Raw genomic sequence first — 23,951 nt, 5'->3', positions numbered from 1 at the left:
ACCACGGATGAGAGCCTTACGCCTGTTACCCGCCGCACTGTTACCCGCCGCCCTGCTCGCCGCAGGCCTGCTGATCGCACCCGTGCCCGCCACGCAGACCGCCGCCGCGGCGGACGCGCGTGACGCGTCCGGCGCATCCCACGGCTGGGTCGTGGTGCTCAAGGACGGCCGGGCGGGAGCGGCCGCCGCCGACCCCCACGTCCTCGCACGGGAACTGGTCCGCCGTCAGGCCGCGGCCGACGTCGGCCACGTCTACCGCTCCGCCCTGCGCGGGTTCTCCGCCCGGATGACGTCCGACCAGGCCCGGCGGCTCGCCGCCGATCCGCGGGTCGCGTCCGTCCACCCGGACGTGACCGTGACCGCGACCGGGGCGGCCGCGGCGGCCGGGGCCGGCGCCACCCAACCGGGCGCGCCCTGGGGGCTGGACCGGATCGACCAGCGCCGGCTGCCGCTGTCGACCACGTACACCTACCGCACCACGGCCCCCGGCGTGCACGTCTACGTCATCGACACCGGACTGCGCACCACGCACGGCGAGTTCGGCGGCCGTGCCTCCGTCGGTGTCGACACCGTCGGCGACGGCCAGAACGGCAACGACTGCAACGGCCACGGCACCCACGTCGGCGGTGTCGCGGCCGGGAAGACGTACGGCGTGGCCAAGGAGGCCCGGCTGGTCGCCGTACGGGTCCTGAACTGCCAGGGCTCGGGAACCATCGCCGGCGTGATCGCGGGCATCGACTGGGTGACGGCCAACGCCGTCAAACCGGCCGTCGCCAACATGAGCCTGGGCGGCTCCGCCAGCGCCGTTCTCGACGCCGCCGTACGCAACTCCATCGCCTCCGGCGTGACCTACACCGCCTCCGCCGGCAGCTCCGCCCAGCCCGGCGGCGCCTGCACCACCTCGCCCGCCCGCGTCCCCGAGGTCATCAGCGTCGGCGCGACCGACCGTACCGACCGCAAGGCCTCCTCCTCGAACTACGGCAACTGCGTCGCCCTGTTCGCCCCCGGCGTCGGCATCCCCTCGGCCTGGCACACCGGCGACACCGCGACCGCCACCCTCAGCGGCACCTCGATGGCCACCGCCCACACCACCGGCGCCGCCGCCCTCCACCTGGCCTTCCGCCCGGCGGACAGCCCGGCCCAGGTCAAGGCGGCCCTCATCACGAACGCCACGACCGGGGTGCTCCAGGGCACCCCGCCGCCGGTCCCGAACAAGCTGCTGTACACCCTCTACCTGCCGTAACGGCCCGCCGCGGGGTCCGGCAGGATGGGACCCCATGGCGACGTGCTGGGTGGAGAACCGTGAGGAACTGCTGGGGCGGGCGGGGCTGGAGCAGGCCGACGAGCGGCCGGCCCCCGACGTCCTGCCGCCCGGCAGCAGGTGCGCGAGCGGGTGTGTGCCGCCGGCTGGGACCGGCTGGACCAACCGGCGCGCCGGCGCCTCCTCGCCGACCCCGAGGCCGCCGTCCGCGGCGAGGCGCTGACGGCTTACCACGGTGACCATCCACTGCCGGCCGCCGTCTTCGCGGCCGAGCAACTCGGCATCAGCGCACTGGAGTTCTGCCGTCCGGCCCGCGATCTGGCCGAGTCGCTCGTCCGCGACGGCGACCCGGACCAGCGCGGCGCCCTGGCCCGCAACCCCCACCTGCCGCCGGACCTGGTCGCCGTCCTCGCCCGCGACCCGGACCCGGACGTGCGGTGGGAGGTCTCCGTCCGCCCCGACCTCACCGAGGAGCAGCGGGCGGACATCGCCGTCGAGGACGACCCGCAGACCCATTTCCGCGCCCTGGACTGGGTGGTGGACCTGCACGACGACCCCGCGGCCACCCCAACTTCCCGCGCGCCGGCCTCCTGCGGTACGCCGCCGATCCCAGCCCGCGCATGCGTCAACTGGCCCTGGACGACCCGGAGTCCACCCCAGAGCTGGCCGAACGCCTCAGCCGCGACCCCGACGGGGAGGTCCGGGCCCGCGCCGTCGCCGACGAACGTCTCCCGCCCGCCGCGGCCGTCCGCCTCCTCGACGACCCGGACGAGTCCGTACGCCGCATGGCGGCCCGCAGCCCCCGGCTGCCGGCCCGCACCGTCACCCGCCTCCTCCTGGACCCGGCCACCGCGTTCGACGCGGCCGCCTGCCAGTCCCTCCCCGACGCCGTCGTCGACTGGATGACCGGGAGGATCACGGCCGACGGCTCGTAAGCGGTGGGGCGGACGTTTGAGCACGTCAGAGCGGTATTCGTCACAGTGTTCGGGTGATGGTTCGGCTCGACAAGGCTGCGGGAGGCCACGGATCATGGGGGCGGCCCAGGGGGAAACAGGGGTGGTGCCGAGACCAGGTCGCCGCCTCGAGTTCGGGCTGTGTTCATACCGTTGTCACTTGCACGGGGGAATGATGCAGCGAACAGCTGCTGCGTGGGCCATGCCCGAGTACGGCGATCTCGAGGGGGGTGCGCGGGCGCTCCCGCTCGCCGGGGCCAGTGGCGGGAGGACCGGCACCGTGCGGATCTCCGCGCTGCTGCTGGGCGACTCCCCGCGGGCCCAGCGGGTGAACGAGGAGCACGTGACGCGTCTGGCGTCGCTGGAGGACCGCCTGCCTCCGATCCTGGTCCGGCGCTCGGACCTCCTCGTGGTCGACGGCCGGCACCGCGTGCTGGCGGCTCTGGTCCGGGGCGAGGAGACCATCGCGGTCGAATTCTTCGACGGTTCCGACGAAGAGGCGTTCCTGCGCGCCGTCGAGGCGAACGTGGCACACGGTCTGCCGCTTTCGCTGAAGGAGCGGCGGGCAGGGGCCGCCCGGGTGATCGCTTCGCACCCCGAGCTGTCCGACCGGGCCATCGCGAGGGTTTCGGGGCTGAGCGCGAAGGCGGTGGCGGGCATCCGCACGTGTTCAACTGCTGCCGTGCCGCAGTTGAACACGCGGGTGGGCCGGGACGGGCGGACGCGTCCGGTGAACGCGGCCGAAGGGCGGTGGCGGGCCGCTCGGGTGATCGCCGAGCATCCGGGAGCTTCACTGCGCGAGGTCGCCCGGCAGGCCGGTATCTCCCCGGCGACCGCGAGCGACGTGCTCAAGCGGGTGCGCGCCGGTCAGCCACCGTCGGACGCACCGCCGCCGGCCGACATGCCGTTGGTCGGCGTGCCACCGGCCGACATGCCACCGGCCGACATGCCGCCGCCCGGCGCCGCGCCGGTCCGCCGCAGGCCGGCCACGGGGCCGGGCCGTCAGGTCCGGGGCCGTACCGAGCGGCCCGCGCAGCAGCCGACGGGCGTGGTGCTGGCGACGCTGCGCAGCGATCCGTCGCTGCGGCTGCGGGAGGAGGGCCGGGAACTGCTGAGGCTGCTCCAGCACAACGCGGCGGCGGAGTGGTCGGGACTGACCGGTGTGGTGCCCGCGCACTGTGAGACGTTGGTGGGAGGACTCGCCCGCCGGTACGCCTCGCAGTGGCTGAAGTTCGCCGAGGCGCTCGAGGAGCGTGACGGGGCCGCTCCGCGCTGAGCGCGTGAGAGTGCCGTGCCCTCCGGGCGCGCCGGTGCCCGCTGCCAAGACGCCTTCCGTTTCTTTACGTTGGCAAAATATGGTGTTCAAGCGCGGTGAGACCTCCCGGTCGTGAGTGACCGGTTGATAGCTTGAAGAAGTCCAAGGGGGAGTCGGGGGCCGTACGGCCTCCACCTCTTGTCGACCAGAAATTTCGACCAGCAGTGGTTCACGCTGCTGTTCCTCGCTGCCGCTGTTCCCCCTCATCGTGTGATGGGCCGGGCGGATTCCGGCAGGCGGCCAGGCAACCGCGTCTCAGGAGTTTTCGAATGATCAACTCGGCATTTTCCGTCACTGACGAAGACGTACAGAGCTTCCAGGAGCACGGATTCCTGAAACTGAAGCAGATTTTCTCGCCGGAGCTCGTCGAGCACATGCGGAAGCTGAGCACCTCGGAGATCGCGCCGCCGTCCGACAACTACGGTTCGGGCTTCAGCAAGCTGAAGTACGACATCGGCAATGACGACCCGACGATCCTCGACCTCATGAACGACCCCGCGTTCCGCGAGGCGATGAACAAGATCACCGGCCTGCAGCTCTTCTTCACCCAGGGCCTGGGCTTCGAGCTGGAGAAGAACAAGAGCACCGGCTTCCCCTGGCACGTCGGCACCCAGAGCTTCGGCTTCCAGCGCCGCCAGGACGCGGGCTTCACCATCTGGACGCCGCTGTGCGACATCCTCGCCGACGGCCAGCGCGGCGGCATGAAGTACGTCTCCAAGCAGCGGCTGTCGGGCGAGTTCGTGTACCAGCACATCAACCTGCTGCCCGAGTACATGAAGAACCAGGACGAGGCCGGCCGCGAGCTCGGCTACGACGACTTCAGCGACCTCAAGAACAGCCTGCTGAACTCGCCCCAGATGAAGAGCCTGCTGGACCACTTCGCCGTGGAGGACTCGTTCGAGCCCGGCGACGCCCTCATCTTCGACAAGTACGTACTGCACCGCAGCGTCCAGCTCGGCGAGGGCCCGATCCCCTCGCGCCTGGCCTACGCCCTGCGCTTCTCCTCGGTCGACGCTCAGTACGACAAGGAGCGCGTCGAGGCGCTCGCCTACCCGCGCGTCACCTTCAACTACGACGTGGGCAGCGACTTCAACGAGAAGGTCGCCTCGGTGCACGGCGAGCAGGTCTACGCCAGCGGCTACTTCGACGGCACCCGCGAGGCGCGGACGCTGGGCGACGCCTGACCCGGCGGGCGGCGAACCGTTGGCCCTCGTCCAGAACGGGACAGACATGGTGACCACCGCACGCGGCCCGCTGTCCGGACTCCGTCCGGCCGCGGCCCATGACAGCGGGCAGATGGAAGACATCGCGCGGGAGGCGTACGGAAAGTACCTCGGCCTGGTCGACGAACCGCCGGCACCCCTGCTCCTCGACTACCGCGAGGTCGCGGCAGCCGGGCGTTCCCACGTCGCCTACGCGCCCGACGGGCTCCTGGGCATGGTGACCGTGGAGCCGGACGACCCCTACCTGATCCTGCGGAATCTCGCGGTGCGACCCGCCTGCCAGGGGCAGGGGATCGGGAAGCAACTGGTGGCGTTCGTCGAGGAAATGGCGCAGTCGGCGGGGATGAAGGGCGTACGCCTGTGGACCCGGGCCGAGATGGTCGACAACATCGCTTTCTATGAGCGACTCGGCTACGTCATGACTCATTCCGAGCGCACCGAGCACTCGCATCGCGTATTCCTCAGCAAGGAACGTTTCTGAGGCCGGACCCGGCCCAGCGCAACGATCACACCTGAAAAGCAATACAGAGATGGAAAAGGAAAAAAGTGGCTGCTGATTCCACGGTCGTCGCGACCCGGCTGTCCGAGACGTTCGTCGCAGAGGTCAAGGAGCTGCCGATCACCCCGGAGGTGATCGGCGAGCACGGGCGGGCGATCTACGAGACCTACCTGGACCACAAGGTCCTCGTCTTCCGCGCCCAGGACATCGAGGCCGGCACGTTCGCCAGGTTCGGCACGATCTTCGGTCGTCCCGAGGAGCACCACGTCGTCAAACTGCGCCACCCCGAAGAGCCGACCCTCACCTACCTCTCGAACCAGAACGAGCTGGGCCGGAACAAGGAGATGAAGACCTCCGGCCAGGGCTGGCACTCGGACTACTCCTACAAGCTGGTCCCGGGCAGCGCGACCATGCTCCACGGCCTGGAGATCCCCGGCGACGGCGGCGACACCCTCTTCGCCAACGCCGAAGGGGCCTTCGCGGACCTGCCCGAGGAGCGCAAGGCGTACCTGCGGACGCTGCGCGTGCGCCACCAGTACCGGTGGTCGCCGGACCGCGAGGACCCGTGGGCCCGCTGGAAGTACATCGGCCCGGAGGAGCGCAAGCAGACCCCGGAGATCACCCACCCGCTCGTGCGCCGCCACCCGGACACCGGCCGGGAGAGCCTCTTCATCCAGCCCCGCGTCATCGGCAGCGTGGTCGGTATCGAGGGCATGGACGAGGCCGCGAGCACGGCCCTGATCGAAGAGCTCATCGCGCACATCACGAGCGAGCGCTACGTCTACCGGCACAAGTGGAGCCCGCTGGACGTCGTGGTCTGGGACAACCGCTGCGTCCTGCACTCGGCGACGACGAAGGACCTCGACGAGAAGCACGTGCGGCGCCTGCTGCGCCTGACCACGAGCGGGCAGCCGGTGACCCCGTCGCTGCCGGAGGTCGGCCACAGCCGCCTGTCCGCCCACTCCGGAGACTGAGCGACCGGCTCCGGCGGCAGGCACGCCACGCCGCCGGAGCCGGCCCGCCCCCACCGCAAGCGCCCGGACCACCCCTTCCGTTCGGGCGCTCGCTCGGCTGCGCCCGCACGGGCCGAGCCCCGTGGGCCGGCCCGCCCTGCGGGGCCGTTCCCCGACCGAACCGACCGTGAAGCGAGCCAGCATGTCATCCGGTATCCCCCTGCGCCCCTCCAGCGGCGACCTCCACACCACCGTGCTCGAGATCCTCGAGCGGCTGGTGGGCTTCGACACCACCAGCCACCGTTCGAACCTGGAACTGATCGGCTACGTCCAGGACCTGCTCTCCGGCAACGGCATCACCAGCCGGCTGCACTGGAACGACGAACGCACCAAGGCCAATCTGGTGGCGACGGCGGGCCCCGCGGTGGACGGCGAGCGCGGTGTCGTCTGGTCGGGGCACACGGACGTCGTACCCGTCGAGGGCCAGGCGTGGTCGGCGGACCCCTTCACCCTGCGCGTCACCGACACCGTCGCCATCGGCCGCGGCACGTCCGACATGAAGGGCTTCCTCGCCTGCTGCCTGGCCATCCTGTCGAACGTCGAGCACGAGCGCCTCACCACCCCCGTCACGCTGATGCTGACGTACGAGGAAGAGGTGGGCTGCGTCGGAGCGCGCCGCCTCGTCGAGGAGATGCGCACCTGGGCGGGGAAGGTCAAGGGCTGCATCGTCGGCGAGCCGACCGGCCTGAAGGTGGTCGTCGGCCACAAGGGCAAGCAGAACCACCGGATCACCTTCGACGGCGAGCCCAAGCACGCCGCCCTGGCCCCGCTCATGCCCAACCCGATCGCCGCCGCCGCCGCGGTCGTGGCCCGCGCGACCACGCTCAACGAGGAGTTCCGGGCGCACGGCCCGCACGACGACCGCTTCGAGATCGGCCACTCGTGGATCAACGTGGGCCGGATCGAAGGCGGAGTGAAGCCCAACATCGTGCCGCAGGACTGCTCCGTGGAATTCGAGGTCAGGAACGTCCCCGGCCATGACTGCGACGCCATCGCCGCTCAGATCGCCACCCTCGCCACCGGTGAGGTGCGCGCGGGCATGCGGGCGAAGTCCGAGGTCGCGGACGTCCGCGCCGAGCAGCTCTCCGACACCCCCTCCTTCGCCATCGACCCGGAGCACGCCTTCGTCACCTTCGTGCGCGACGCCTTCGGCCCGGACGAGGAACCGCAGTTCGTGCCCTTCGGCACCGAGGCCGGCCTGATCTGGGGGCACGGCGGGATCCCCACCGTCGTGTGCGGCCCGGGGTTCATCACCGAGGCGCACACCGCGGACGAGTTCGTCTCGCTGGAGCAGCTCCGCCAGTGCCTCGACCGCCTGATGTCTCTGCCCCTGGGCTGAAGTCCGCGGCCCGGGACCTCCCGGGCTCCCGTGCCCGGCGCCCGGCCGGTGCGCGGCCCGTACGTACCCACGCGGCAACCGTCGCGTCCGACAAGGAGAACCACGTGAGAAGCGACGGTTCGCTCGACACGGAGACGAAACCCGACAGCGCGGCACAGCGTCCCCGGCTCGGCTCCCAGTTCACGAAACTGTGGACGGCCACGTCGGCCTCGGCCGTGGGCGAGGGCGTCTCGCTGGCCGCCGCGCCCCTCATGGCCAGCACGCTGACCGACGACCCCCGGCTCATCGCCGGGGTGAGCATGGCCCTGACGCTGCCCTACGCGCTGTTCGGCATCCCGGCGGGCGTCCTGGTCGACCGCGTCGACCGGCGCCGGGCCATGGTGCGCATCGACTTCTTCCGCGGGCTGGTGATCTCCGCGTTCGTCCTGTCGGTCGCCCTGGGACTGGGCAACCTGTGGGCCCTGTACGTGTGCTTCTTCCTCATCGGAACCTGTGAGACGTTCTTCCGGAACGCGGCCCAGATCCTCGTACCGTCCGTGGTCTCCGAGGAGCACCTCGTCGCCGCGAACGGACGCATCATGGGCTCCGAGACGGTCGGCAGCCAGTTCGTCGGACCCCTGATCGGCTCCTCGCTGTTCGTGCTGGCCCCCGCCGTCCCGTTCGGCATCAACGCGGCGACCTTCTTCGCCTCGGCGCTCCTCCTGACCCGCCTGCGCCTGCCCGCGGGCAGCGACCCCGTTCCCGCCCCGGCGGACCGCCCGCGGCTCCTCGCCGACATGGCCACCGGCCTGCGCTGGCTGCTGCGCCACCAGCTGCTGCGCAGCCTGGCGCTGACCGCGGGAGCGATCAACCTCGTCTACACCGGCGCGCTGGCCGTGCTCGTCGTCTACGCACACCGCGAACTGGGCCTGTCCGACGTCGGATACGGCGTGCTGGTCGCCTGCCAGGCCGTGGGTGCCATCGGCGCGGCCAAGCTGTCGCCGCCGCTGGTACGGCGCATGGGCAACGGATGGGCGCTGGTGAGCGTGGCCGCCGCGATCGGGTGCAGCAACCTGATCATCTGGCTGGTCCCCTCCGCCTGGGCCGTCGGGTTCGCGCTCGCGCTGGGCGCCTGCGCCACCGTCAGCTGGAACATCGTGACCGTCGTGCTGCGCCAGACGCTGGTCCCCAAGGAACTCCAGGGCCGTGTCAACAGCATCTACCGGCTCTTCGCCTGGGGAGCCCTGCCGATCGGCGCCGGCCTGGCCGGTGTGATCTCCAAGAGCCACGGCACGCCCGCCGTCTACGCCCTCGGCGTCGGCGTGATGGCCGTCGTCGCGGTCCTCCTGGCCCTCGGCGTCCGCAAGCGGTTCCCCCGTACCTGACCGGCGCGCGCCCACGCCCGCCCGCACGGGCCGGCGGCACCGAGCCGCTGACGCCGGCGCGCCCGTACCCTCCGACCGAAAGTGAACCTCCCATGACGCAACCGCTCACCACCCCGCACGCCCGGCGGTCGGGACTCGGCGCCGAGTACCGCCACGCGCTGGAGCGGTCCGGGGCCGCTCCCGCCGCGCTCATCGAGCACGTGGTGGCCGACGAGCTCGTCACCGTGGCCTACCAGGGCCGCTTCCTCGCCTCGCCGGTCTTCCTCTCGGCCGCCGAGCGCCGCGACGTCGCCACCGATCTCCTCACGATCCACCGGCTGCTGACCGAACTGCCCGAGCGGCTCTTCGACGGCGAGATCGACGCGCTGGCCCGCGGCGTCGGGATGACCGACACCCAGGTCGACATCGTCCGCCGCGCCGCGACGGCGGGCCAGCCGCTCATGCCGCTCGCCCGCTCCGACCTCTACCGCGGCGCCGACGGCTTCAAGCTGCTCGAACTCAACATCACCAGTGCCCTGGGCGGTTTCGAGAACGCGGGCATCAACCGTGCCATGCTCCGCCACCCGGCCCTGGCCGACTTCGTCGCCGAGCGGAACCTGGGCTACGTGGACACCTTCGACGGCATCGTCAAGACGCTGTACGCCGAGTGCGCCGCACACATGAACACCGGTGAGCGGCCCGTGGTCGCGCTGGTCGACTGGCCGGAGAGCTTCCTCTCCTACGAACCGCGCCTGCGGGTGATGGCCGCGCTGTTCGACGCCGTGGGAATCGACGCCGTGCCCTGCCACGTCGGCCAGGTCACCGAGCGCGGGGACCGCCTGGAGGTGGCCGGCCGGGCCATCGACGTCATCTACCGCTTCTTCCTCGTCGAGGAGATCGCCACACCGGCCGACGCGGCCGCCGTCGAGCCGTTGCTGCGCGCCTTCGAGGAGGGCCGGGTCGGCATGTTCAGCCGCCTCGACGCGGAGCTGTACGGCAACAAGGGCGCCCTCGCCATGCTCTCCGACGACCGCAACCGCCCGGCCTTCACCGCCGAGGAGCGGGCCTGCATCGACCGTTTCCTGCCCTGGACCCGGCACGTCCGGGCCACCGCCACGGACCGCGCGGGGCAGGAGGTGGCCCTCCTGCCGTACGCCGTCGAGCACCAGCAGGACCTCATCCTGAAGCCGACCCTGCTGCACGGCGGCAGCGGCATCGTGCCGGGCTGGACCGTCGGCCCCGAGGAGTGGCGGGCCCAGCTCACGGCGGCCTTGGACGGCCCGTACGTGGTCCAGGAGCGCATCCGGCCCGTCCCGGAGGTCTTCCCCGCCGACGAGGGCGACGGGACCCAGGACCTCTTCCTGAACTGGGGGGTGTTCCTCACCGACCCGCGGGTCACCGGAGCCGACGGCTACAACGGCTGCCTGGTCCGGGGCAGCACCAACCCCGAGGTCGGCGTCGTGAGCATGTCCGGCGGGGCACGGGTCGCCTGCTCCTTCTACGAGACCGCTGAGACCGGCGAGACCGGTGAGACCGGCGGCACCCGCGAGGCCGTGGCGTCCGCGTGACGGACGACGCACCAGGAAGGACGTACTGATGAAGATCGCAGTGATCGACGGCTACTCCACCGGACGGGCCCTGGTCTCCGCCCTCCGCGAACGCGGCGGGGTCTGCGTCCACGTGCAGTCCGCGCCGTGGATGCCGGAGTACTACCTCCGGTCGTTCGAGGCCGGGCACTACGAGGCCCTGCTCGACGGCAGTGGTGATCCCGTCGAGCTCGCGGGCCGGCTCACGGCCATGGGAGTGGACCGGGTCGTGGCGGGCACCGAGTCGGGCGTGACCCTGGCCGACACCCTCACCCACCTCATGGGGCTGCCCGGCAACCGGTACGAGACGCTCACCGCGCGCCGCGACAAGCAGCTGATGGCGGACACCGCGGCCGCCGCCGGCGTGGCCGTCCCGCGCGGCAGGCCGTTCGACGACGCGGACGAGGCGGTCCGCTGGTTCACCGGGGCCGGCCTGGACGAGGCCGTCGTCAAGCCGCCGAGCAGCGCCGGCACCGACAACGTACGGTTCTGCCGCACCGCGCAGGAGGTCGGTGACGCCTGCAAGGCGGTCCTCGCCGCCGACAACCTCTTCGGAGAGCGCAACACCGTCGCTCTCCTCCAGGAGCGCGTGCACGGCGTCGAGTACTACGCCAACACCGTCTCGCACGAGGGGACGCACCGCTTCGCGGAGCTGTGGCGCTACACCAAGCGGACCGGTACCGACGGCTTCCCCGTGTACGACTACGAGGAGCCGGTGCCGCTCGGCTCGGCCGAGGCGGCGCCGCTGCTGGGCTTCGTCACCGCGGCCCTGGACGCCCTGGGAGTGGTGTCCGGCGCGGCCCACACCGAGGTGATGATGACCGCCCGCGGGCCCGTCCTCATCGAGACCGGCGCCCGCCTCGGCGGCGGCACCGCGCCCGCGGTGGTGGAGCACTGCGCGGGCGTCTCGCAGACCGGCCTGCTGGCCGACACGCTGCTGCGGCCGTCGCGGCTGGCGGAGTTCGACGACGCGTCCGTCACCTGGTCCGGGGCGCTGCGCAACGTCGCGCTGATCAACCCGGTGGGGGGCATCGCCAAGCCCCTGGACTGGACCGAGCGCATGCGTGCGCTGCCCACCCTGGTCCACCTCACCCACGCGGTCGTCCCGGGCGGCTACCTCCCCGACACCTGCGATCTGATCAGTTCGCCCGGGTACGTCTACCTCTGCGCGGACGACCCGCGGGACGTCGAACGCGACTACCGGGCCCTGCGGGCGATGGAAGAACAGGGCCTCTACACCCGCTGACCGTTGCCCGGCCCGCGCGCCCCGCGCGGGCCGGCGGAGAAAGGAAGCTCATGGTGCTGGCCACGGCGCCCGTACCCGGTATCAGCCACGACCACCTCCTCGTCCTGCTCCTGCAGATCGGCGCCCTGCTGATCCTCGCGACCGGTCTGGGCCGGCTCGCGCTGCGCGTGTCGCTGCCGGCGGTGGTCGGCGAACTGCTCGCCGGCATCCTCCTGGGTCCGTCCCTGCTGGGGAACCTGGCCCCGGCGGTGTCCGGCTTCCTGCTGCCGAGGAACCCCGAGCAGATGCACCTCCTCGGTGCCGTCGCCCAGCTGGGCGTGCTCCTGCTCGTGGGCGTCACCGGCGCCCACATCGACCTGGGCCTGCTGGCCCGCAAGCGTGCGGCGATCACCTGGGTGAGCGTGGGCAGCGTGTTCCTGCCGATGGCGCTGGGCATCGGTCTCGGCTTCCTGCTGCCCGCGTCCATGACGGGCGAGAACGCGGACCGGCCCACCTTCGCGCTCTTCATCGGCGTGGCCATCGCCGTCAGCGCCCTCCCCGTCATCGCGAAGATCCTCATCGACATGAGGCTCCTGCACCGCAACGTCGGCCAGGTGATCATCGGCGCCGCCGCGGTGAGCGACATCCTGGGCTGGCTGATGCTCTCGGTCGTCTCCGCCATGGCGACGGGCGGCCTCCGGGCCGGCGTCGTCGCCGAGTCCGTCGGCTACCTGCTGATCGTGCTGGCCGTGGCGGCGTTCCTGGCCCGGCCGCTCATCGGCCGACTGCTCCGCCCGGTCGAGGGCGCCGCGAACGGCACGGACCTGGGCATGGCCGTCGTGGTGGTGCTGATGGTGCTCGCCGCGGCCGGAACCCACGCCCTGAAGATGGAACCCATCCTCGGCGCCTTCCTGTGCGGCATCGTCATCGGCTCGCTCGGACCGGGATGCCGACGGTACCTGGAGGCGCTGCGGCCCTTCGTCATGGCGGTCCTCGCACCCCTCTTCCTGGCGACGGCCGGACTCCAGGTCGACCTGTCCGCACTGGCCGACCCCGGGGTGCTCGTGGCGGCGCTGGTCACGCTGGCCGTCGCCGTCGGGGCCAAACTCGCCGGCGGCTACCTGGGTGCCCGCATGGGCCGGCTCGGCCACGACGAGGCCCTGGCCATCGGCGCGGGACTGAACGCGCGCGGTGTCGTCGAGATCGTGCTGGCCTCGGTCGGCCTGGGCATCGGGGTGCTCAGCACCGCCTCGTACACCGTCGTCGTCCTGGTCGCGGTCGTCACCTCGGTCATGACACCGCCGATCCTGCGCAGCGTCACGAGACGTATCGCCACGACGACCACCGAGACCACACGTGAACGTGAATACGCGGCAGAGCTGGTCACCACGTGACGCGCGGACGCCGACGGCACGCCATCCCAGAAGGATCCACCGCATGACCGCGCACGCCCTGTCCCACGTCGAGCTGTACGCCACCGACAAGGTGCCCCTGGTCCACCACCTCGTCTCCGCCCTGGGGTACGAGCGGGTGGCCGACTCCGTGGAGGTCGACCGGAGTTCGGTGCTGCTGCGCCGGGGCGGCCTCCACCTGGTGGTCACCTCCGGGTGGGCCACCCGCGGATTCGTCTCCCGCCACGGGGAAGGCGTCGCGCACCTGGCGCTGCTGTGCCCGGACGTCGGCGCGACGGTACGGGCCGCACGGGCCGCCGGAGCGCGGGTCACCCGGTCCCCTCAGGGGGAGCCGGTCGTCGACGGGACGGGCGGCGTGCTCCACACGCTGCTGCCGCTGGCCGGACACGACCCCGGCGCACTGCCCACCGGACACGCCTGGGTCGCACCGGCCGACCGGTCCGCGCCCGCCGACACCGCCGGTGCGCCCGCGGACACCGCGGGGGCGCCGGCCCGGTTCACCCTCCACCTGGCTCCGGACGCCCTGGAGGCGTACGCCGCCTTCTGCACGACCGTGCTCGGATACGGGCCCGGCCCCGACGGGGACGACCGGAGCGTGTGCGCCCCCTCGGGCCGGGCGGCGTTCGTGCTGGCCCCGCGGCCCGCGGCGCCGCCCGAGTGGCCCGAGGCCCTGCGGAGTCCGGCGGGGCGGGCGGAGGCCCGCGTACCGGGCCCGGTCACACCACCCAGTGCGGCCGGCGGCCGGCCGGCGGAGCCTTCCGCCCCTGCGCCTGGGCGGCTGCCAGCCGCCTGACGGCCTCCCGCAGAGTGGCGGGCGGCATCGTGTACGGAATGCGCAGACGGTTCTCCAGCACACCCGGATCCGTCGTGAAGCAGGCGCCGCCCTCGATCCGTACGCCGTGTTCCAGACAGCGCTCGGCGAGGCTCGCCGCGACGGGCCGGCCGATGTCGACCCAGAGCGAGAGCCCGCCGGGCGGCAGCCGCCAGGACCACTGGGGGAGCTGCTCCTCCAGGGCCGCGGCCAGGGCGGCGCGCTGCGCGCGCGTCCGTTCCAGGAGCGCCGGGAGCAGGTCCTCGGCGCCCTGGAGCAGGTCGTGGGCGAGCAACTGGTCCAGGACGGAACCGCCCAGATCGGTGGCGACCCGCTGGCCGGCGAGTTCCGTCACGAGCTGGGAGGGCGCGCGCAGCCAGCCGATCCGCAACCCGCCCCAGTGGGTCTTGCTCATGGAACCGATGGTGATCACCCGGCCCGCGCCGCCCGGCACGGCGAGGGAGGCGAACGGTACGGGCGCCGGGACGTCCAGGGCCAGCTCGGCCGTGGTCTCGTCGATCACCAGCCAGGTGCCGGTGTCCCGGGCCGCGCGCAGCACCCGGGCCCGGACGTCCGCGGGCATCACGAGCCCGGTGGGGTTGTGGAAGTCCGGGATGAGGAAGGCCAGTCGCGGCATCGCCTGGCGGAGCGTGGCCTCCATGAGCTCGCCGTCCCAGCCGTGGTCCGCCACGGGGACGGACACGGTGCGCAGCCGGGCCCGGCGGACGGCCTCGAGGGCGTTGGGGTACGAGGGGTTCTCGACCAGGACGCGGTCGCCCGGCGCGGTCAGCAGCCCGAGGACGAGGGTGAGCGCGTGCTGGGCACCCGCGGTGATCAGGATCTGCTCGGGCACGGTCGGCAGCCCGCGCCGGGTGAACCGCTCGGCGACGGCCGCCCTGAGCCCGGGCAGGCCGTAGGGGTGGTAGCCGGACGTCCGCGTGTGCAGGACCAGTTGGGGCGCCACGCGGCCGAGGGCCTCGTCCAGGACCTGCGCGGGCAGGCAGGGGGCCGCCCTGGCCAGGTCCATGGCGGACTCGGGGGCCGGGAGCGCCCGGGTGACCTGACGCGGTACCACCTCCTCCGGCAGGGCGGTCCACGTGCCCGAGCCCTGTCGGCTGCGGGCGTACCCGCTCGCGCGCAGGAGGTCGTACGCGGCGGTGACGGTCGGCCTGCTGAGTCCGAGGGCCTCCGCGAGGGCCCGCTCGGCGGGGAGCCTGAGGTGGAGGGCCACCTGCCCGTCCAGGACGAGAGCGGCGATCGCCTCCGACAGGTGCCGGTAGGCGGGCCGGACGCCGCTCAAGTCGGGCAGCAGAGCAGCCAGTTGGCGCCCACTGAGCCGGCGTGTGGTCTGGTTCACCTGGCCACCTTGAATGGAACCGTCGGGATTCTCATACCACTCTCGCTCAATTGGCCAGCCAATCCTTCGCGCCGACTCTACAGACTGCGCACCAGGTGCACAGCTCTGCGCACCGCCGGAGGCCGGAGGAGCACACATGGGAATCGCCACCACCGCGGGGCCGCGTCGACACGAGGCCGGGGACGCCGCACCGCCGCTGGCCTATCTGCCGCTCGGCGTCCGGCCGTTGCGGCGGGTCACCCAGCTCCTCGTGGGGCTGGCCCTGTACGGGTTCAGCATGTCCCTCATGGTCCGGGCCGCGCTGGGCGTCAACCCGTGGAGCGTGCTGTACGAGGGTCTCCAGCACCATTCCTCGCTGAGCTTCGGCACGATCAGCGCGGTGGTCGGGGTGATCGTGCTGCTCGCGTGGTGGCCCCTCAGGCAACGTCCCACGCTCGGCACCTTCGCCAACATCGTCGTCCTCGCGTGCGCCTCCGACCTCGGCCTGGCCCTGATCCCCGAGGACCTGGGGCTGCCGGCGCGCATCGGCCTGCTGACGGCCGGCGTTCTGCTGAACGGGCTGTCCATCGCCGTCTACGTCGGGGCACGCCTGGGACCGGGGCCCCGCGACGGCCTGATGACGGGGGCGGCCGCGCTGACGGGCGGGTCCCTGAGGCTGATCCGTACCGGGCTGGAGATCTCGGTCCTCGCCGCCGGCTGGGCCCTCGGCGGCACCGTGGGGATCGGCACCGTCCTGTACGCGGTCCTGGTCGGCCCCGCCACCCAGCTCTTCCTTCCCGCGTTCGCCTTCCGGGTCCCCGACCGCTCCGCGCACGCCGGCGCCGACGTGCGCACGAAGGTCTGAGCGACACCTGTGGCGCGCTATTACGGAAGTCGCTCTTCCGGTGCGTTTGAGCACGTCAGAGCGGTGTTCATCACAGTGTTCGGGGTCCGGTACGGCTCGACAAGATTGCGGGGGTCCGCGGATCATGGTGGCGGCCCGATGGGGGATGCGGGGCCGGCGCCGTGATCCGGTTGCCGCCGCGTTTCGGGTTTCGTGTTCATGCCGTTGTGACTTGCACGGGGGAATGATGCAGCGAACAGCTGCTGAGAGGTCAGTGTCGGAGTACGGCGATGTCGAGGGAGGGATGGGGTCTTTCCCGGTCGTCGGGCCCGGTTGTCCGAACACGGGGATCGTGCGGATTTCCGCGCTGATGCTGGGTGAGTCCCCGCGGGCCGAGCGGGTGAACGAGGAACACGTGGCGCGTCTGGCGTCGGTCGAGGAGGGCCTGCCGCCGATTCTGGTCCGGCGTTCGGATCTGGTCGTGGTCGATGGCCGGCACCGGCTGCTGGCGGCCCTGGCCCGGGGGGAGGAGACCATCGCGGTCGAATTCTTCGAGGGCTCGGACGAAGAGGCTTTCCTGCGCGCCGTCGAGGCGAATGTGGCACACGGTCTGCCGCTTTCCCTGAAGGAAAGGCGGGCGGGAGCCGCCCGGGTGATCGCTTCGCACCCCGAATTGTCCGACCGGGCCATCGCGCGGGTCTCCGGCCTCAGCGCCAAGGCGGTCGCCGGAATTCGTGCCTGTTCAACTGACGCCGCGCCGCAGTTGGACGCGCGGGTGGGCCGGGACGGCCGTGCCCGTCCGGTGAACGCGGCCGAAGGGCGGTGGCGGGCGGCCCGGGTGATCGCCGAGAACCCGGGTGCCTCGCTGCGCGAGGTCGCCCGGCAGGCGGGCATCTCGCCCGCGACCGCGAGCGACGTGCTCAAACGCGTACGTGCCGGTCAGCCGCCGTCGGACACACCGCCGTCGGCCGGTATGCCGTCGCTGCCCGGTGCCGGGGCGCAGGCCGGGGGCGCGGGCGTCCCCGCACCCTCTCCGGCGCGGCGCCGGCAGCCGGTGACGCTGAGCCGTCCCGCGGCGCGGGGCCGTACGGAGCGCTCCGTGCAGCAGCCGACGGGCCTGGTCCTGGCGACCCTGCGCGGCGACCCGTCGCTGCGGCTGCGGGAGGAGGGCCGGGAACTGCTGAGGCTGCTCCAGCACAACGCGGCGGCGGAGTGGTCGGGACTGACCGGCGCGGTGCCCGCGCACTGCGAGTCGCTGGTGGGGAGCCTGGCCCGGCAGTACGCCTCGCAGTGGCTGAGGTTCGCCGAGGCCCTCGAGGAGCGTGACGGGCAGTGAACCGCTCGGAGGGCGGCGCCGCACTGGTGGACCAGGCGCTCGCCGCCGCCGGTACGGCCGGCTGGTACAAGGACGCGTTCGCGGAGGTGGAGCTCCGCCTCACGGACCCCGGATTTCCCTGCGTATTCTCCAGGAACGCTTTTCGCAAGAACCTTCTGAAATTCGTCTTCGTGGAGGACGGTGGAAGGGACGGGATCGGCCACCTCGGCCAGGGGCTGGGGGAGTACGTCGAGCTGTCGAGGACCTGGGACGGCGCGCTGGACACGGCCTATCCACTCGTCGTCGTGTTCTCCCCGCAGGCCGTGACCGCGGAATCCGTCGAGGATTACCATGCGTTCGGCTGGCAGGTCCTCCAGGATCTGCACGCGGTGGATCCAGGACCGTGGCCCGACGGAGTGGACAAGAACCCGGACTCCGAATCCTGGTCCATGTGCTTCCACGGAATGCCGCTGTTCGTCAACATGAGCAGCCCGGCCCACCGGGTGCGGCGCAGCCGCAATCTCGGCCGGAACTTCATCCTTGTCGTCAACCCGCGCGAGCGGTTCGACGTTTTCGCCGGGGACACGCCCAGCGGCCGCAAGGTGCGCGCCAACATTCGCAAGCGCATAGGCCACTACGACGGCGCTCCGCACGCGGTGCAACTCGGTTCCTACGGCACCGGCGCACTCGAATGGGCCCAGTACGGACTCGTGGAAGAGAACAGGGAACGGGCGGAAACCTGCCCCTTCGTCTTCCGCGGCGCCTAGCCGGTCCTCGGCCCTGGCCGGCACGTTTTCCGCAGAAACCGCGAGCACGCAGTCGCGGCCGTATTCACACGAGAGGGGAATTCCCACCGATGATCGACCTGATCGTCTCCCAGGGCCGCGTCGCCGACCGGGCCGCCTGGATGATCGAGGGCGCGGCGCGCACCGCACGGGCCCTGGAGGATCGCTACGGACTGAAGGGGCGCTACATCGGAACGCCGGCCCCGCCGGCCGACGACGACTGGAGCGTCAGCCTTCCCCAGGCCCGCGACACGCTGGTCGCACTGGGCGAGGCCGTCACCGAGAGCGTCAAGGGCGACCACCTCACCGTCATGATCGCCAACACCTGCTCGGCCAGCCTCGCCACGCTGCCTGTGGTGGCGCGCGAACACCCCGATGCCGTCGTGCTCTACATCGACGGGCACGGTGACTTCCACACCCCGGACACCACCGAGACGGGATACCTCGGCGGCATGGTCCTCTCCGGCGCCTGCGGTCTGTGGGACAGCGGCCACGGCGGCGGACTCCGCCCCGAGCAGGCCGTACTCGTCGGTTCGCGCGACATGGAGGACTCCGAACGCGAGCTCATCCGCACCGCCGGCGTCCGGGTCATCCCGCCGGCGCAGGCCACGGCACAGGCCGTGCTCGACGCGGTCGGCGCGGCACCCGTATGGGTCCACATCGACTGGGACGTGCTCGACCCGGGATCAGTGCCGGCCGACTACACGGTTCCCGACGGCATGCTGCCGGCGCAGATCCGGGCCATCTTCGAGGCGATTCCCGCGGAGCGGCTGATCGGCGTCGAACTCGCGGAGTTCAACGCGCCGGCGGACAGCGAGGACGGCGAGAGGGCCGTCTCGATCATCCTCGACATGGTCGCCCCCGCGTTCGACGCCGCCCGGGCACGGCGGTGAGCGCGCTCGCCTTCAGCAAGATGCACGGCGCCGGGAACGACTTCGTGGTGCTCGACCTGCGCGACGCGCCCGATCCCTCGCCGCGGCTGTGCCGTGCGCTGGCCGACCGCCACCGGGGCGTCGGCTGCGACCTGATCCTCGGCGTCAAGCAGCCGCGCAGTGCGCAGGCCGTCGCCTCGTTCGACATCTGGACCGCCGACGGCTCGCGCTCGCAGCAGTGCGGAAACGGCGCACGCTGCGTCGCCGCCTGGGCCGTGCGCGCGGGCCTGACGAAGGGCCCCCGGTTCGCCCTCGACAGCCCCAGCGGCACCCACACGGTCGACATGCTGGACGCCCACACGTACCGCATCGCCCTGGACGTACCGCGGTTCACGCCCGACAGCATCCCCCTGTCCGGTGCCGACCGCGAACAGGACCTGTACGAAGCCGACCTGCCCGACGGGACACGGGTACGTCTCGCCGCGGTCTCCCTCGGCAATCCGCACGCGGTGATCGAGGTCGACGACACGGCCACCGCCCCCGTCGCCCACCTGGGCCCGGCGGTCCGGGAATCGGGTCTCCTCCCGCCCACGGTCAACGTGGGGTTCGCGCAGGTGGAATCCCGCGACCGCATCCGGCTGCGCGTCCACGAGTACGGCGCCGGCGAGACCCTGGCCTGCGGAAGCGGCGCGTGCGCCGCGGCGGCGGTGCTGATGCGGCGGGGCCGCGTCGACCGCAGCGTCAGCGTCGTCCTGCCCGGCGGCGAACTGCACATCGACTGGCCGGACGACGGCAGCCACATCCTCATGACCGGTCCCGCCGCATTCGCCTACGAAGGAACCTTCCCCCATGCCTCTGTATGACAGCATCCTCGGCACCGTCGGCCGTACGCCCATCGTGAAACTGCAGCGGATGGCGCCCGAGCACACCAGCGTCTACGTGAAGGTCGAGTCCTTCAACCCCGGCGGCTCCGTCAAGGACCGTCTCGCGCTCTCCGTGATCCTCGACGCCGAGGCGAAGGGACTGCTGGGGCCCGGCGACACCATCGCCGAGTGCACCTCCGGCAACGTGGGCATCGCCCTGGCGATGGTGGCCGCGGCCCGCGGCTACCGGTTCGTCGCCGTCATGGGCGACTCCTATTCGGTCGAGCGGCGCAAGCTGATCCGCGCCTACGGCGGAAAGGTGATCCTCTTCCCCAGCGCCCTGGGCAGCGCCGGCGGCAACCGGATCGCCGACGAACTGGCGGCCAGGCACGGCTGGTTCCGGGCCCGGCAGTTCGACAACCCGGCCAATCCCGCGTACCACCGCGAGACCACGGCAGCGGAGATCCTCGGCGACTTCGCCGGCAGGCGCCTGGACTACTTCGTCACCGGATTCGGCACCACGGGCACACTGACCGGCGTCGGCCAGATGCTCAAACTCGCGCGCCCCGACGTCCGCGTCGTCGCCCTCGAACCCGGCAACGCCGCCGTACTCGCCGGCCAGGAATGGCAGCCGCACCAGATACAGGGCCTGGCCCCCAACTTCGTCCCCAGCGTGCTCGACCGGAGCGTCATCGACGACCTGGTGACCATGGACGAGGTCGTGGCCCGCGACACCGCCCGCCGGCTCGCCGCCGAGGAGGGCATCCTCGCGGGCATCTCCGCCGGAGCCACGCTGGCCACGGCGCTCCGCGTCGCGCAGGAGGCGCCGGAGGGCAGCGTCCTGCTCGCCATGCTGCCCGACACCGGCGAGCGCTACCTGTCGACCTTCCTGTTCGACGGGGTGAACGAGGGATCCGATGACGCGTGGCTGGCCTCGCTGGACGCCGCCCCCGCCCACTAGCGCGACGGGAACAGGCGCATGAGGGAATTCATCCCCCCGGCCTCCCGCCACATCGGCCTGCCCGACGGCTTTCCGATGAAACGCGGCGGCGTCCTGTACGGGGCGCGCATCGCCTACGAGACGTTCGGGCGGCTCAACGCGGAACGCGACAACGGCATCCTCCTCCTCACGGGCCTCTCGCCCGACGCGCACGCCACCTCGCACGAGGCGGATCCCGCACCGGGCTGGTGGGAGGAGATGGTGGGCCCGGGCAAGCCCGTCGACACCGATCTCTGGCACGTGATCTGCGTCAACTCGCTGGGCAGCTGCAAGGGGTCCACCGGCCCGGCCTCGCCGGATCCGGCCACCGGCGAGCCCTACCGGCTCGGGTTCCCGGAACTGTCGATCGAGGACATCGCCGACGCCGCGGCCCACACCGTACGGGCGCTCGGCATCACCCGCCTGGCCTGTGTGGTGGGCACGTCCATGGGCGGAATGACCGCGCTGGCCCTGCTCTCCCGGCATCCCGGGCTGGCGCGCGCCCACATCAGCCTCTCCTCGGCCGTCCACGCGCTGCCGTACGCGATCGCCGTGCGCTCGCTCCAGCGCGAGGCGATCCGGTCCGATCCGCAGTGGCACGGCGGCTGTTACGACGAGGAGAACTACCCCCGGCGCGGCATGCTCACGGCTCGCAAGCTGGGCATGATGACGTACCGCTCGGCCGGGGAATGGGAGAGCCGGTTCGGCCGGACACGCGTGCCCGCACGCAGCGGGGCCGACGAGGGGCCCTTCGGCCTGGAGTTCGAGGTCGAGCACTACCTGGAGTTCCACGCCCGGCGCTTCTCGCACCGCTTCGACCCCAACAGCTACCTCTACCTCAGCCATTCCATGGACCAGTTCGACCTCGGTGACCGCGGCGGCGCGGAGCTGTCGCGCCTGCGCGTCGAGAGGGCCCTGGTGATGGGCGCGCACTCCGACGTCCTCTTCCCGCTCCACCAGCAGCGGGAGATCGCCGAGGGGCTCGCCGCCGGCGGCGCCGACGTCGCGTTCGTGCCGGTGGAGTCCCCGGCCGGCCATGACGCGTTCCTCGTCGACACCGACCGCTTCGGGCCACCCGTCGCGAAGTTCCTCACGCTCCTGACCTGAAACCACGCGTCTGTCCTGAGACCACGCGTCCGTAACCCTCCGCGGTCTTCCGCACTTCCCTGAGACGGAGATTGACGACTTGTACGGGCAGCCCCCCAGAACAGCCCTCGTCACCGGCGCCAACCGCGGCATGGGCCTGGAGATCGCACGTCAGCTCGCCGAGAGGGGCGTCCTGGTGCTCCTCAGCGGCCGCGACCAGGACGCGGTCCACCAGGCCGCGACCGTCCTGCGCGGCGCCGGCCTGAACGTCGAGCCCCTGGTGCTCGACATCACCAGCACCGCCGGCATCGCCGCCGCGGCAGCCGCCGTCGAGGCCCGCCACGGCCGCCTCGACATCCTCATCAACAACGCGGGCATCCGCATCGAGGAGTACGGCAGGCAGCCGTCGGAGCAGCCGCTCAGCCAGTGGCGGGAGACGTTCGACACCAACCTGTTCGGTACGGTCGAGGTGACCCGCGCCTTCCTGCCGCTGATCCGCAAGTCGCCGGCCGGCCGCATCGTCAACGTCTCCAGCCTCCTCGCCTCCCTCACCACCCACAGCGATCCGGGCTCGTACGCGTACAGCCCCATGTTCAAGTCGCTGCCGGCCTACAGCGCCTCCAAGAGCGCGCTGAACTCCTGGACCGTGCACCTCGCCTACGAACTGCGCGAGACGCCGGTCAAGGTGAACGCCGTCCACCCCGGATACACCAGGACCGACATGAACGAGGGCGCGGGCGATCTCGAGATCCCCGAGGGCGCGGCGACGAGCGTCGCCATGGCCCTCCTCGGTGAGGACGGCCCCACCGGCGGCTACGTGCACATGGGAGACGTCGTGCCCTGGTAGACGCACACCTGCGAGCACCACACTGACCCCACCCTCCTCCCCGGATTGGACGCGCCCCATGGGTACCCTCGCCTTGGTCACCGACGCCGTGAGCCTCCCCATCGACCACGACATGCCCCCCTTGCTGGAGGCATGCGCCGGCCTCGGCCTCCGTACCGAGGTGTGCCGTTGGGAGGACCCGGCCGTCGACTGGTCGCGCTACGAAGCCGTCGTCCTGCGCTCCCCGTGGACCTGGGCGCAGCGCCAGGCCGCATTCCTGGCCTTCTGCGAGCGGGTGTCCGCCGTGACGCGGCTCGTCCCCGAGCTGCCGCTGGTGCGATGGGCCCTCGACAAGCGCTACCTGACCGACCTCGCGGACCACGGCGTACCGGTGATCCCCACCACGGTCATCGGGCCGGGCGCCGCCGTGCCGCCGGCGCTGCGGGACTTCCTCGCCGCACACCCGCAGGCCGCCGAATTCGTCGTCAAGCCGACCGACGGCTGCTATTCCAAGGACGTCCAGCGCTTCGCCAGGCCGCTGGTGGACGAGGCGGCCCGGCACATCGCCCGACTGCACGCCGACGGCAGCCACGTCATCCTCCAGCCCTATGTGACCTCCGTCGACCAGTACGGCGAGAGCGACCTGACCTTCTTCGACGGCGTCTACAGCCACGCCATCCGCAAGGGCGCGATGCTCATGCCCGACGGCACGGTCCACGTCCCCACGCTCGACTTCCGTACGGCGCACGCCGCCGACGAGGACGAGCGGGCCGTCGCCGCGGCCGCCCTGGCCGCGGCGACGGCGCACCTGGGTCTCGAGCTGCCCCTCGTCTCCGGACGGGTCGACCTCGTCCGCGGCCCCGACGGCACGCCGATGGTGCTGGAGATGGAACTCTGCGAGCCCTCGCTCAACCTCGGATTCGGCGAGGACGCCGCGCTGCGCTTCGCGCGCGTGCTGGCGCGGCGGCTCACGTCTCCCGCTCCCGCCCCGGCCTGTGGATGATGGGGTGAACCCGGTGGACCGCGGCCGCCCGACCCGGGCGGCGCCGTCCCCGCCGACCCCCG

The 23,951-nt window shown here is 71.9% G+C and carries 23 protein-coding genes; 22 read left to right on the top strand and 1 reads right to left on the bottom strand.

Features of this window, described 5'->3' with window-relative positions; translation table 11 throughout:
- The first annotated feature begins 7 nt into the window (after window positions 1-7).
- The 13 genes from ACZ6KO_RS20035 to ACZ6KO_RS19975 all read left to right on the top strand — a co-directional run bounded on the left by ACZ6KO_RS20035 (window position 8) and on the right by ACZ6KO_RS19975 (window position 13,962).
- The gene (locus ACZ6KO_RS20035) at window positions 8-1,243 is read left to right on the top strand and encodes a S8 family peptidase (protein WP_469305329.1); all 1,236 of its coding nucleotides are present in this window, start codon (window positions 8-10) and stop codon (window positions 1,241-1,243) included.
- A 34-nt stretch (window positions 1,244-1,277) separates the two neighbouring features.
- Window positions 1,278-1,484, top strand: a complete 207-nt coding sequence (locus ACZ6KO_RS20030; RefSeq protein WP_469305328.1) for a hypothetical protein — start codon at window positions 1,278-1,280, stop codon at window positions 1,482-1,484.
- 397 nt (window positions 1,485-1,881) lie between these two features.
- Window positions 1,882-2,196 carry a hypothetical protein gene (locus tag ACZ6KO_RS20025; protein WP_469305327.1) on the top strand — a complete coding sequence of 105 codons (315 nt, stop codon included), beginning with the start codon at window positions 1,882-1,884 and terminating at the stop codon, window positions 2,194-2,196.
- A 298-nt stretch (window positions 2,197-2,494) separates the two neighbouring features.
- On the top strand, window positions 2,495-3,490 hold the full coding sequence (locus ACZ6KO_RS20020) for a transcriptional regulator (RefSeq protein WP_469305326.1): 996 nt from the start codon (window positions 2,495-2,497) through the stop codon (window positions 3,488-3,490).
- A 308-nt stretch (window positions 3,491-3,798) separates the two neighbouring features.
- Entirely contained in the window at window positions 3,799-4,713 is a 915-nt protein-coding gene (locus tag ACZ6KO_RS20015) for a phytanoyl-CoA dioxygenase family protein (RefSeq protein ID WP_469305325.1), read from the top strand.
- Window positions 4,714-4,759: 46 nt separating this feature from the next.
- Window positions 4,760-5,233, top strand: a complete 474-nt coding sequence (locus ACZ6KO_RS20010; RefSeq protein ID WP_469305324.1) for a GNAT family N-acetyltransferase — start codon at window positions 4,760-4,762, stop codon at window positions 5,231-5,233.
- Window positions 5,234-5,298: 65 nt separating this feature from the next.
- Window positions 5,299-6,225 carry a TauD/TfdA dioxygenase family protein gene (locus ACZ6KO_RS20005; RefSeq protein WP_469305323.1) on the top strand — a complete coding sequence of 309 codons (927 nt, stop codon included), beginning with the start codon at window positions 5,299-5,301 and terminating at the stop codon, window positions 6,223-6,225.
- Between the two features lie 181 nt (window positions 6,226-6,406).
- Complete coding sequence (argE, locus tag ACZ6KO_RS20000) at window positions 6,407-7,603, top strand: acetylornithine deacetylase (RefSeq protein ID WP_469305322.1); 1,197 nt, start codon at window positions 6,407-6,409, stop codon at window positions 7,601-7,603.
- A 104-nt stretch (window positions 7,604-7,707) separates the two neighbouring features.
- The gene (locus ACZ6KO_RS19995; RefSeq protein WP_469305321.1) at window positions 7,708-8,967 is read left to right on the top strand and encodes an MFS transporter; all 1,260 of its coding nucleotides are present in this window, start codon (window positions 7,708-7,710) and stop codon (window positions 8,965-8,967) included.
- 92 nt (window positions 8,968-9,059) lie between these two features.
- Window positions 9,060-10,514 (top strand): hypothetical protein, encoded by a 1,455-nt coding sequence (locus tag ACZ6KO_RS19990; protein WP_469305320.1) that lies wholly within the window; start codon window positions 9,060-9,062, stop codon window positions 10,512-10,514.
- 28 nt (window positions 10,515-10,542) lie between these two features.
- Window positions 10,543-11,778 carry a hypothetical protein gene (locus tag ACZ6KO_RS19985; RefSeq protein ID WP_469305319.1) on the top strand — a complete coding sequence of 412 codons (1,236 nt, stop codon included), beginning with the start codon at window positions 10,543-10,545 and terminating at the stop codon, window positions 11,776-11,778.
- A gap of 50 nt (window positions 11,779-11,828) precedes the next feature.
- Window positions 11,829-13,151 carry a cation:proton antiporter gene (locus tag ACZ6KO_RS19980; RefSeq protein WP_469305318.1) on the top strand — a complete coding sequence of 441 codons (1,323 nt, stop codon included), beginning with the start codon at window positions 11,829-11,831 and terminating at the stop codon, window positions 13,149-13,151.
- Window positions 13,152-13,194: 43 nt separating this feature from the next.
- On the top strand, window positions 13,195-13,962 hold the full coding sequence (locus ACZ6KO_RS19975) for a VOC family protein (RefSeq protein WP_469305317.1): 768 nt from the start codon (window positions 13,195-13,197) through the stop codon (window positions 13,960-13,962).
- On the opposite strand, the gene yczR is transcribed toward ACZ6KO_RS19975, so the two are convergent.
- Window positions 13,886-15,337, bottom strand: a complete 1,452-nt coding sequence (gene yczR, locus ACZ6KO_RS19970) for a MocR-like transcription factor YczR (protein ID WP_469305316.1) — start codon at window positions 15,335-15,337, stop codon at window positions 13,886-13,888. The two genes, ACZ6KO_RS19975 and yczR, sit on opposite strands and share 77 nt — an antisense overlap.
- A gap of 136 nt (window positions 15,338-15,473) precedes the next feature.
- Between yczR and yczE the strand changes: the two genes are divergently transcribed.
- From yczE to ACZ6KO_RS19925, 9 genes are all read left to right on the top strand, one after another.
- Window positions 15,474-16,181 (top strand): membrane protein YczE, encoded by a 708-nt coding sequence (gene yczE / locus ACZ6KO_RS19965; protein ID WP_469305315.1) that lies wholly within the window; start codon window positions 15,474-15,476, stop codon window positions 16,179-16,181.
- 331 nt (window positions 16,182-16,512) lie between these two features.
- Window positions 16,513-17,496, top strand: coding sequence for a transcriptional regulator (locus tag ACZ6KO_RS19960; RefSeq protein ID WP_469305314.1), 984 nt, complete (start codon window positions 16,513-16,515; stop codon window positions 17,494-17,496).
- A complete protein-coding gene (locus ACZ6KO_RS19955) occupies window positions 17,493-18,242 on the top strand; it encodes a YqcI/YcgG family protein (protein WP_469305313.1) in 750 nt (249 codons plus the stop codon). The genes ACZ6KO_RS19960 and ACZ6KO_RS19955 overlap by 4 nt, the downstream gene beginning before the upstream one ends.
- Before the next feature lie 89 nt (window positions 18,243-18,331).
- On the top strand, window positions 18,332-19,153 hold the full coding sequence (locus ACZ6KO_RS19950) for an arginase family protein (RefSeq protein ID WP_469305312.1): 822 nt from the start codon (window positions 18,332-18,334) through the stop codon (window positions 19,151-19,153).
- On the top strand, window positions 19,150-19,995 hold the full coding sequence (dapF, locus tag ACZ6KO_RS19945) for a diaminopimelate epimerase (protein WP_469305311.1): 846 nt from the start codon (window positions 19,150-19,152) through the stop codon (window positions 19,993-19,995). The genes ACZ6KO_RS19950 and dapF overlap by 4 nt, the downstream gene beginning before the upstream one ends.
- Entirely contained in the window at window positions 19,982-20,956 is a 975-nt protein-coding gene (cysK, locus tag ACZ6KO_RS19940; protein ID WP_469305310.1) for a cysteine synthase A, read from the top strand. Before dapF ends, cysK begins: the two co-directional genes overlap by 14 nt.
- Window positions 20,957-20,974: 18 nt before the next feature.
- Window positions 20,975-22,081, top strand: a complete 1,107-nt coding sequence (gene metX / locus ACZ6KO_RS19935; protein ID WP_469305309.1) for a homoserine O-acetyltransferase MetX — start codon at window positions 20,975-20,977, stop codon at window positions 22,079-22,081.
- A 79-nt stretch (window positions 22,082-22,160) separates the two neighbouring features.
- Entirely contained in the window at window positions 22,161-22,907 is a 747-nt protein-coding gene (locus ACZ6KO_RS19930; protein ID WP_469305308.1) for an SDR family oxidoreductase, read from the top strand.
- Window positions 22,908-22,965: 58 nt separating this feature from the next.
- Window positions 22,966-23,889 (top strand): ATP-grasp domain-containing protein, encoded by a 924-nt coding sequence (locus ACZ6KO_RS19925; RefSeq protein WP_469305307.1) that lies wholly within the window; start codon window positions 22,966-22,968, stop codon window positions 23,887-23,889.
- Window positions 23,890-23,951: the final 62 nt, after the last annotated feature.

The sequence above is a fragment of the Streptomyces sp. NPDC042102 genome (genome assembly GCF_055582305.1).
Note: the sequence above shows the minus strand (reverse complement) of the source record. Positions and strands in the feature narration are given on the sequence as shown.

Coding starts and splice junctions, on each gene's coding strand:
- ACZ6KO_RS19980 (WP_469305318.1), top strand. CDS start 11,829: ATGGTGCTGGCCACGGCGCCCGTACCCGGTATCAGCCACGACCACCTC.
- ACZ6KO_RS20030 (WP_469305328.1), top strand. CDS start 1,278: ATGGCGACGTGCTGGGTGGAGAACCGTGAGGAACTGCTGGGGCGGGCG.
- ACZ6KO_RS19985 (WP_469305319.1), top strand. CDS start 10,543: ATGAAGATCGCAGTGATCGACGGCTACTCCACCGGACGGGCCCTGGTC.
- yczE (WP_469305315.1), top strand. CDS start 15,474: ATGGGAATCGCCACCACCGCGGGGCCGCGTCGACACGAGGCCGGGGAC.
- ACZ6KO_RS19975 (WP_469305317.1), top strand. CDS start 13,195: ATGACCGCGCACGCCCTGTCCCACGTCGAGCTGTACGCCACCGACAAG.
- ACZ6KO_RS20025 (WP_469305327.1), top strand. CDS start 1,882: ATGCGTCAACTGGCCCTGGACGACCCGGAGTCCACCCCAGAGCTGGCC.
- ACZ6KO_RS19990 (WP_469305320.1), top strand. CDS start 9,060: ATGACGCAACCGCTCACCACCCCGCACGCCCGGCGGTCGGGACTCGGC.
- ACZ6KO_RS20015 (WP_469305325.1), top strand. CDS start 3,799: ATGATCAACTCGGCATTTTCCGTCACTGACGAAGACGTACAGAGCTTC.
- ACZ6KO_RS20010 (WP_469305324.1), top strand. CDS start 4,760: ATGGTGACCACCGCACGCGGCCCGCTGTCCGGACTCCGTCCGGCCGCG.
- ACZ6KO_RS19950 (WP_469305312.1), top strand. CDS start 18,332: ATGATCGACCTGATCGTCTCCCAGGGCCGCGTCGCCGACCGGGCCGCC.
- ACZ6KO_RS20035 (WP_469305329.1), top strand. CDS start 8: ATGAGAGCCTTACGCCTGTTACCCGCCGCACTGTTACCCGCCGCCCTG.
- cysK (WP_469305310.1), top strand. CDS start 19,982: ATGCCTCTGTATGACAGCATCCTCGGCACCGTCGGCCGTACGCCCATC.
- argE (WP_469305322.1), top strand. CDS start 6,407: ATGTCATCCGGTATCCCCCTGCGCCCCTCCAGCGGCGACCTCCACACC.
- ACZ6KO_RS19925 (WP_469305307.1), top strand. CDS start 22,966: ATGGGTACCCTCGCCTTGGTCACCGACGCCGTGAGCCTCCCCATCGAC.
- metX (WP_469305309.1), top strand. CDS start 20,975: ATGAGGGAATTCATCCCCCCGGCCTCCCGCCACATCGGCCTGCCCGAC.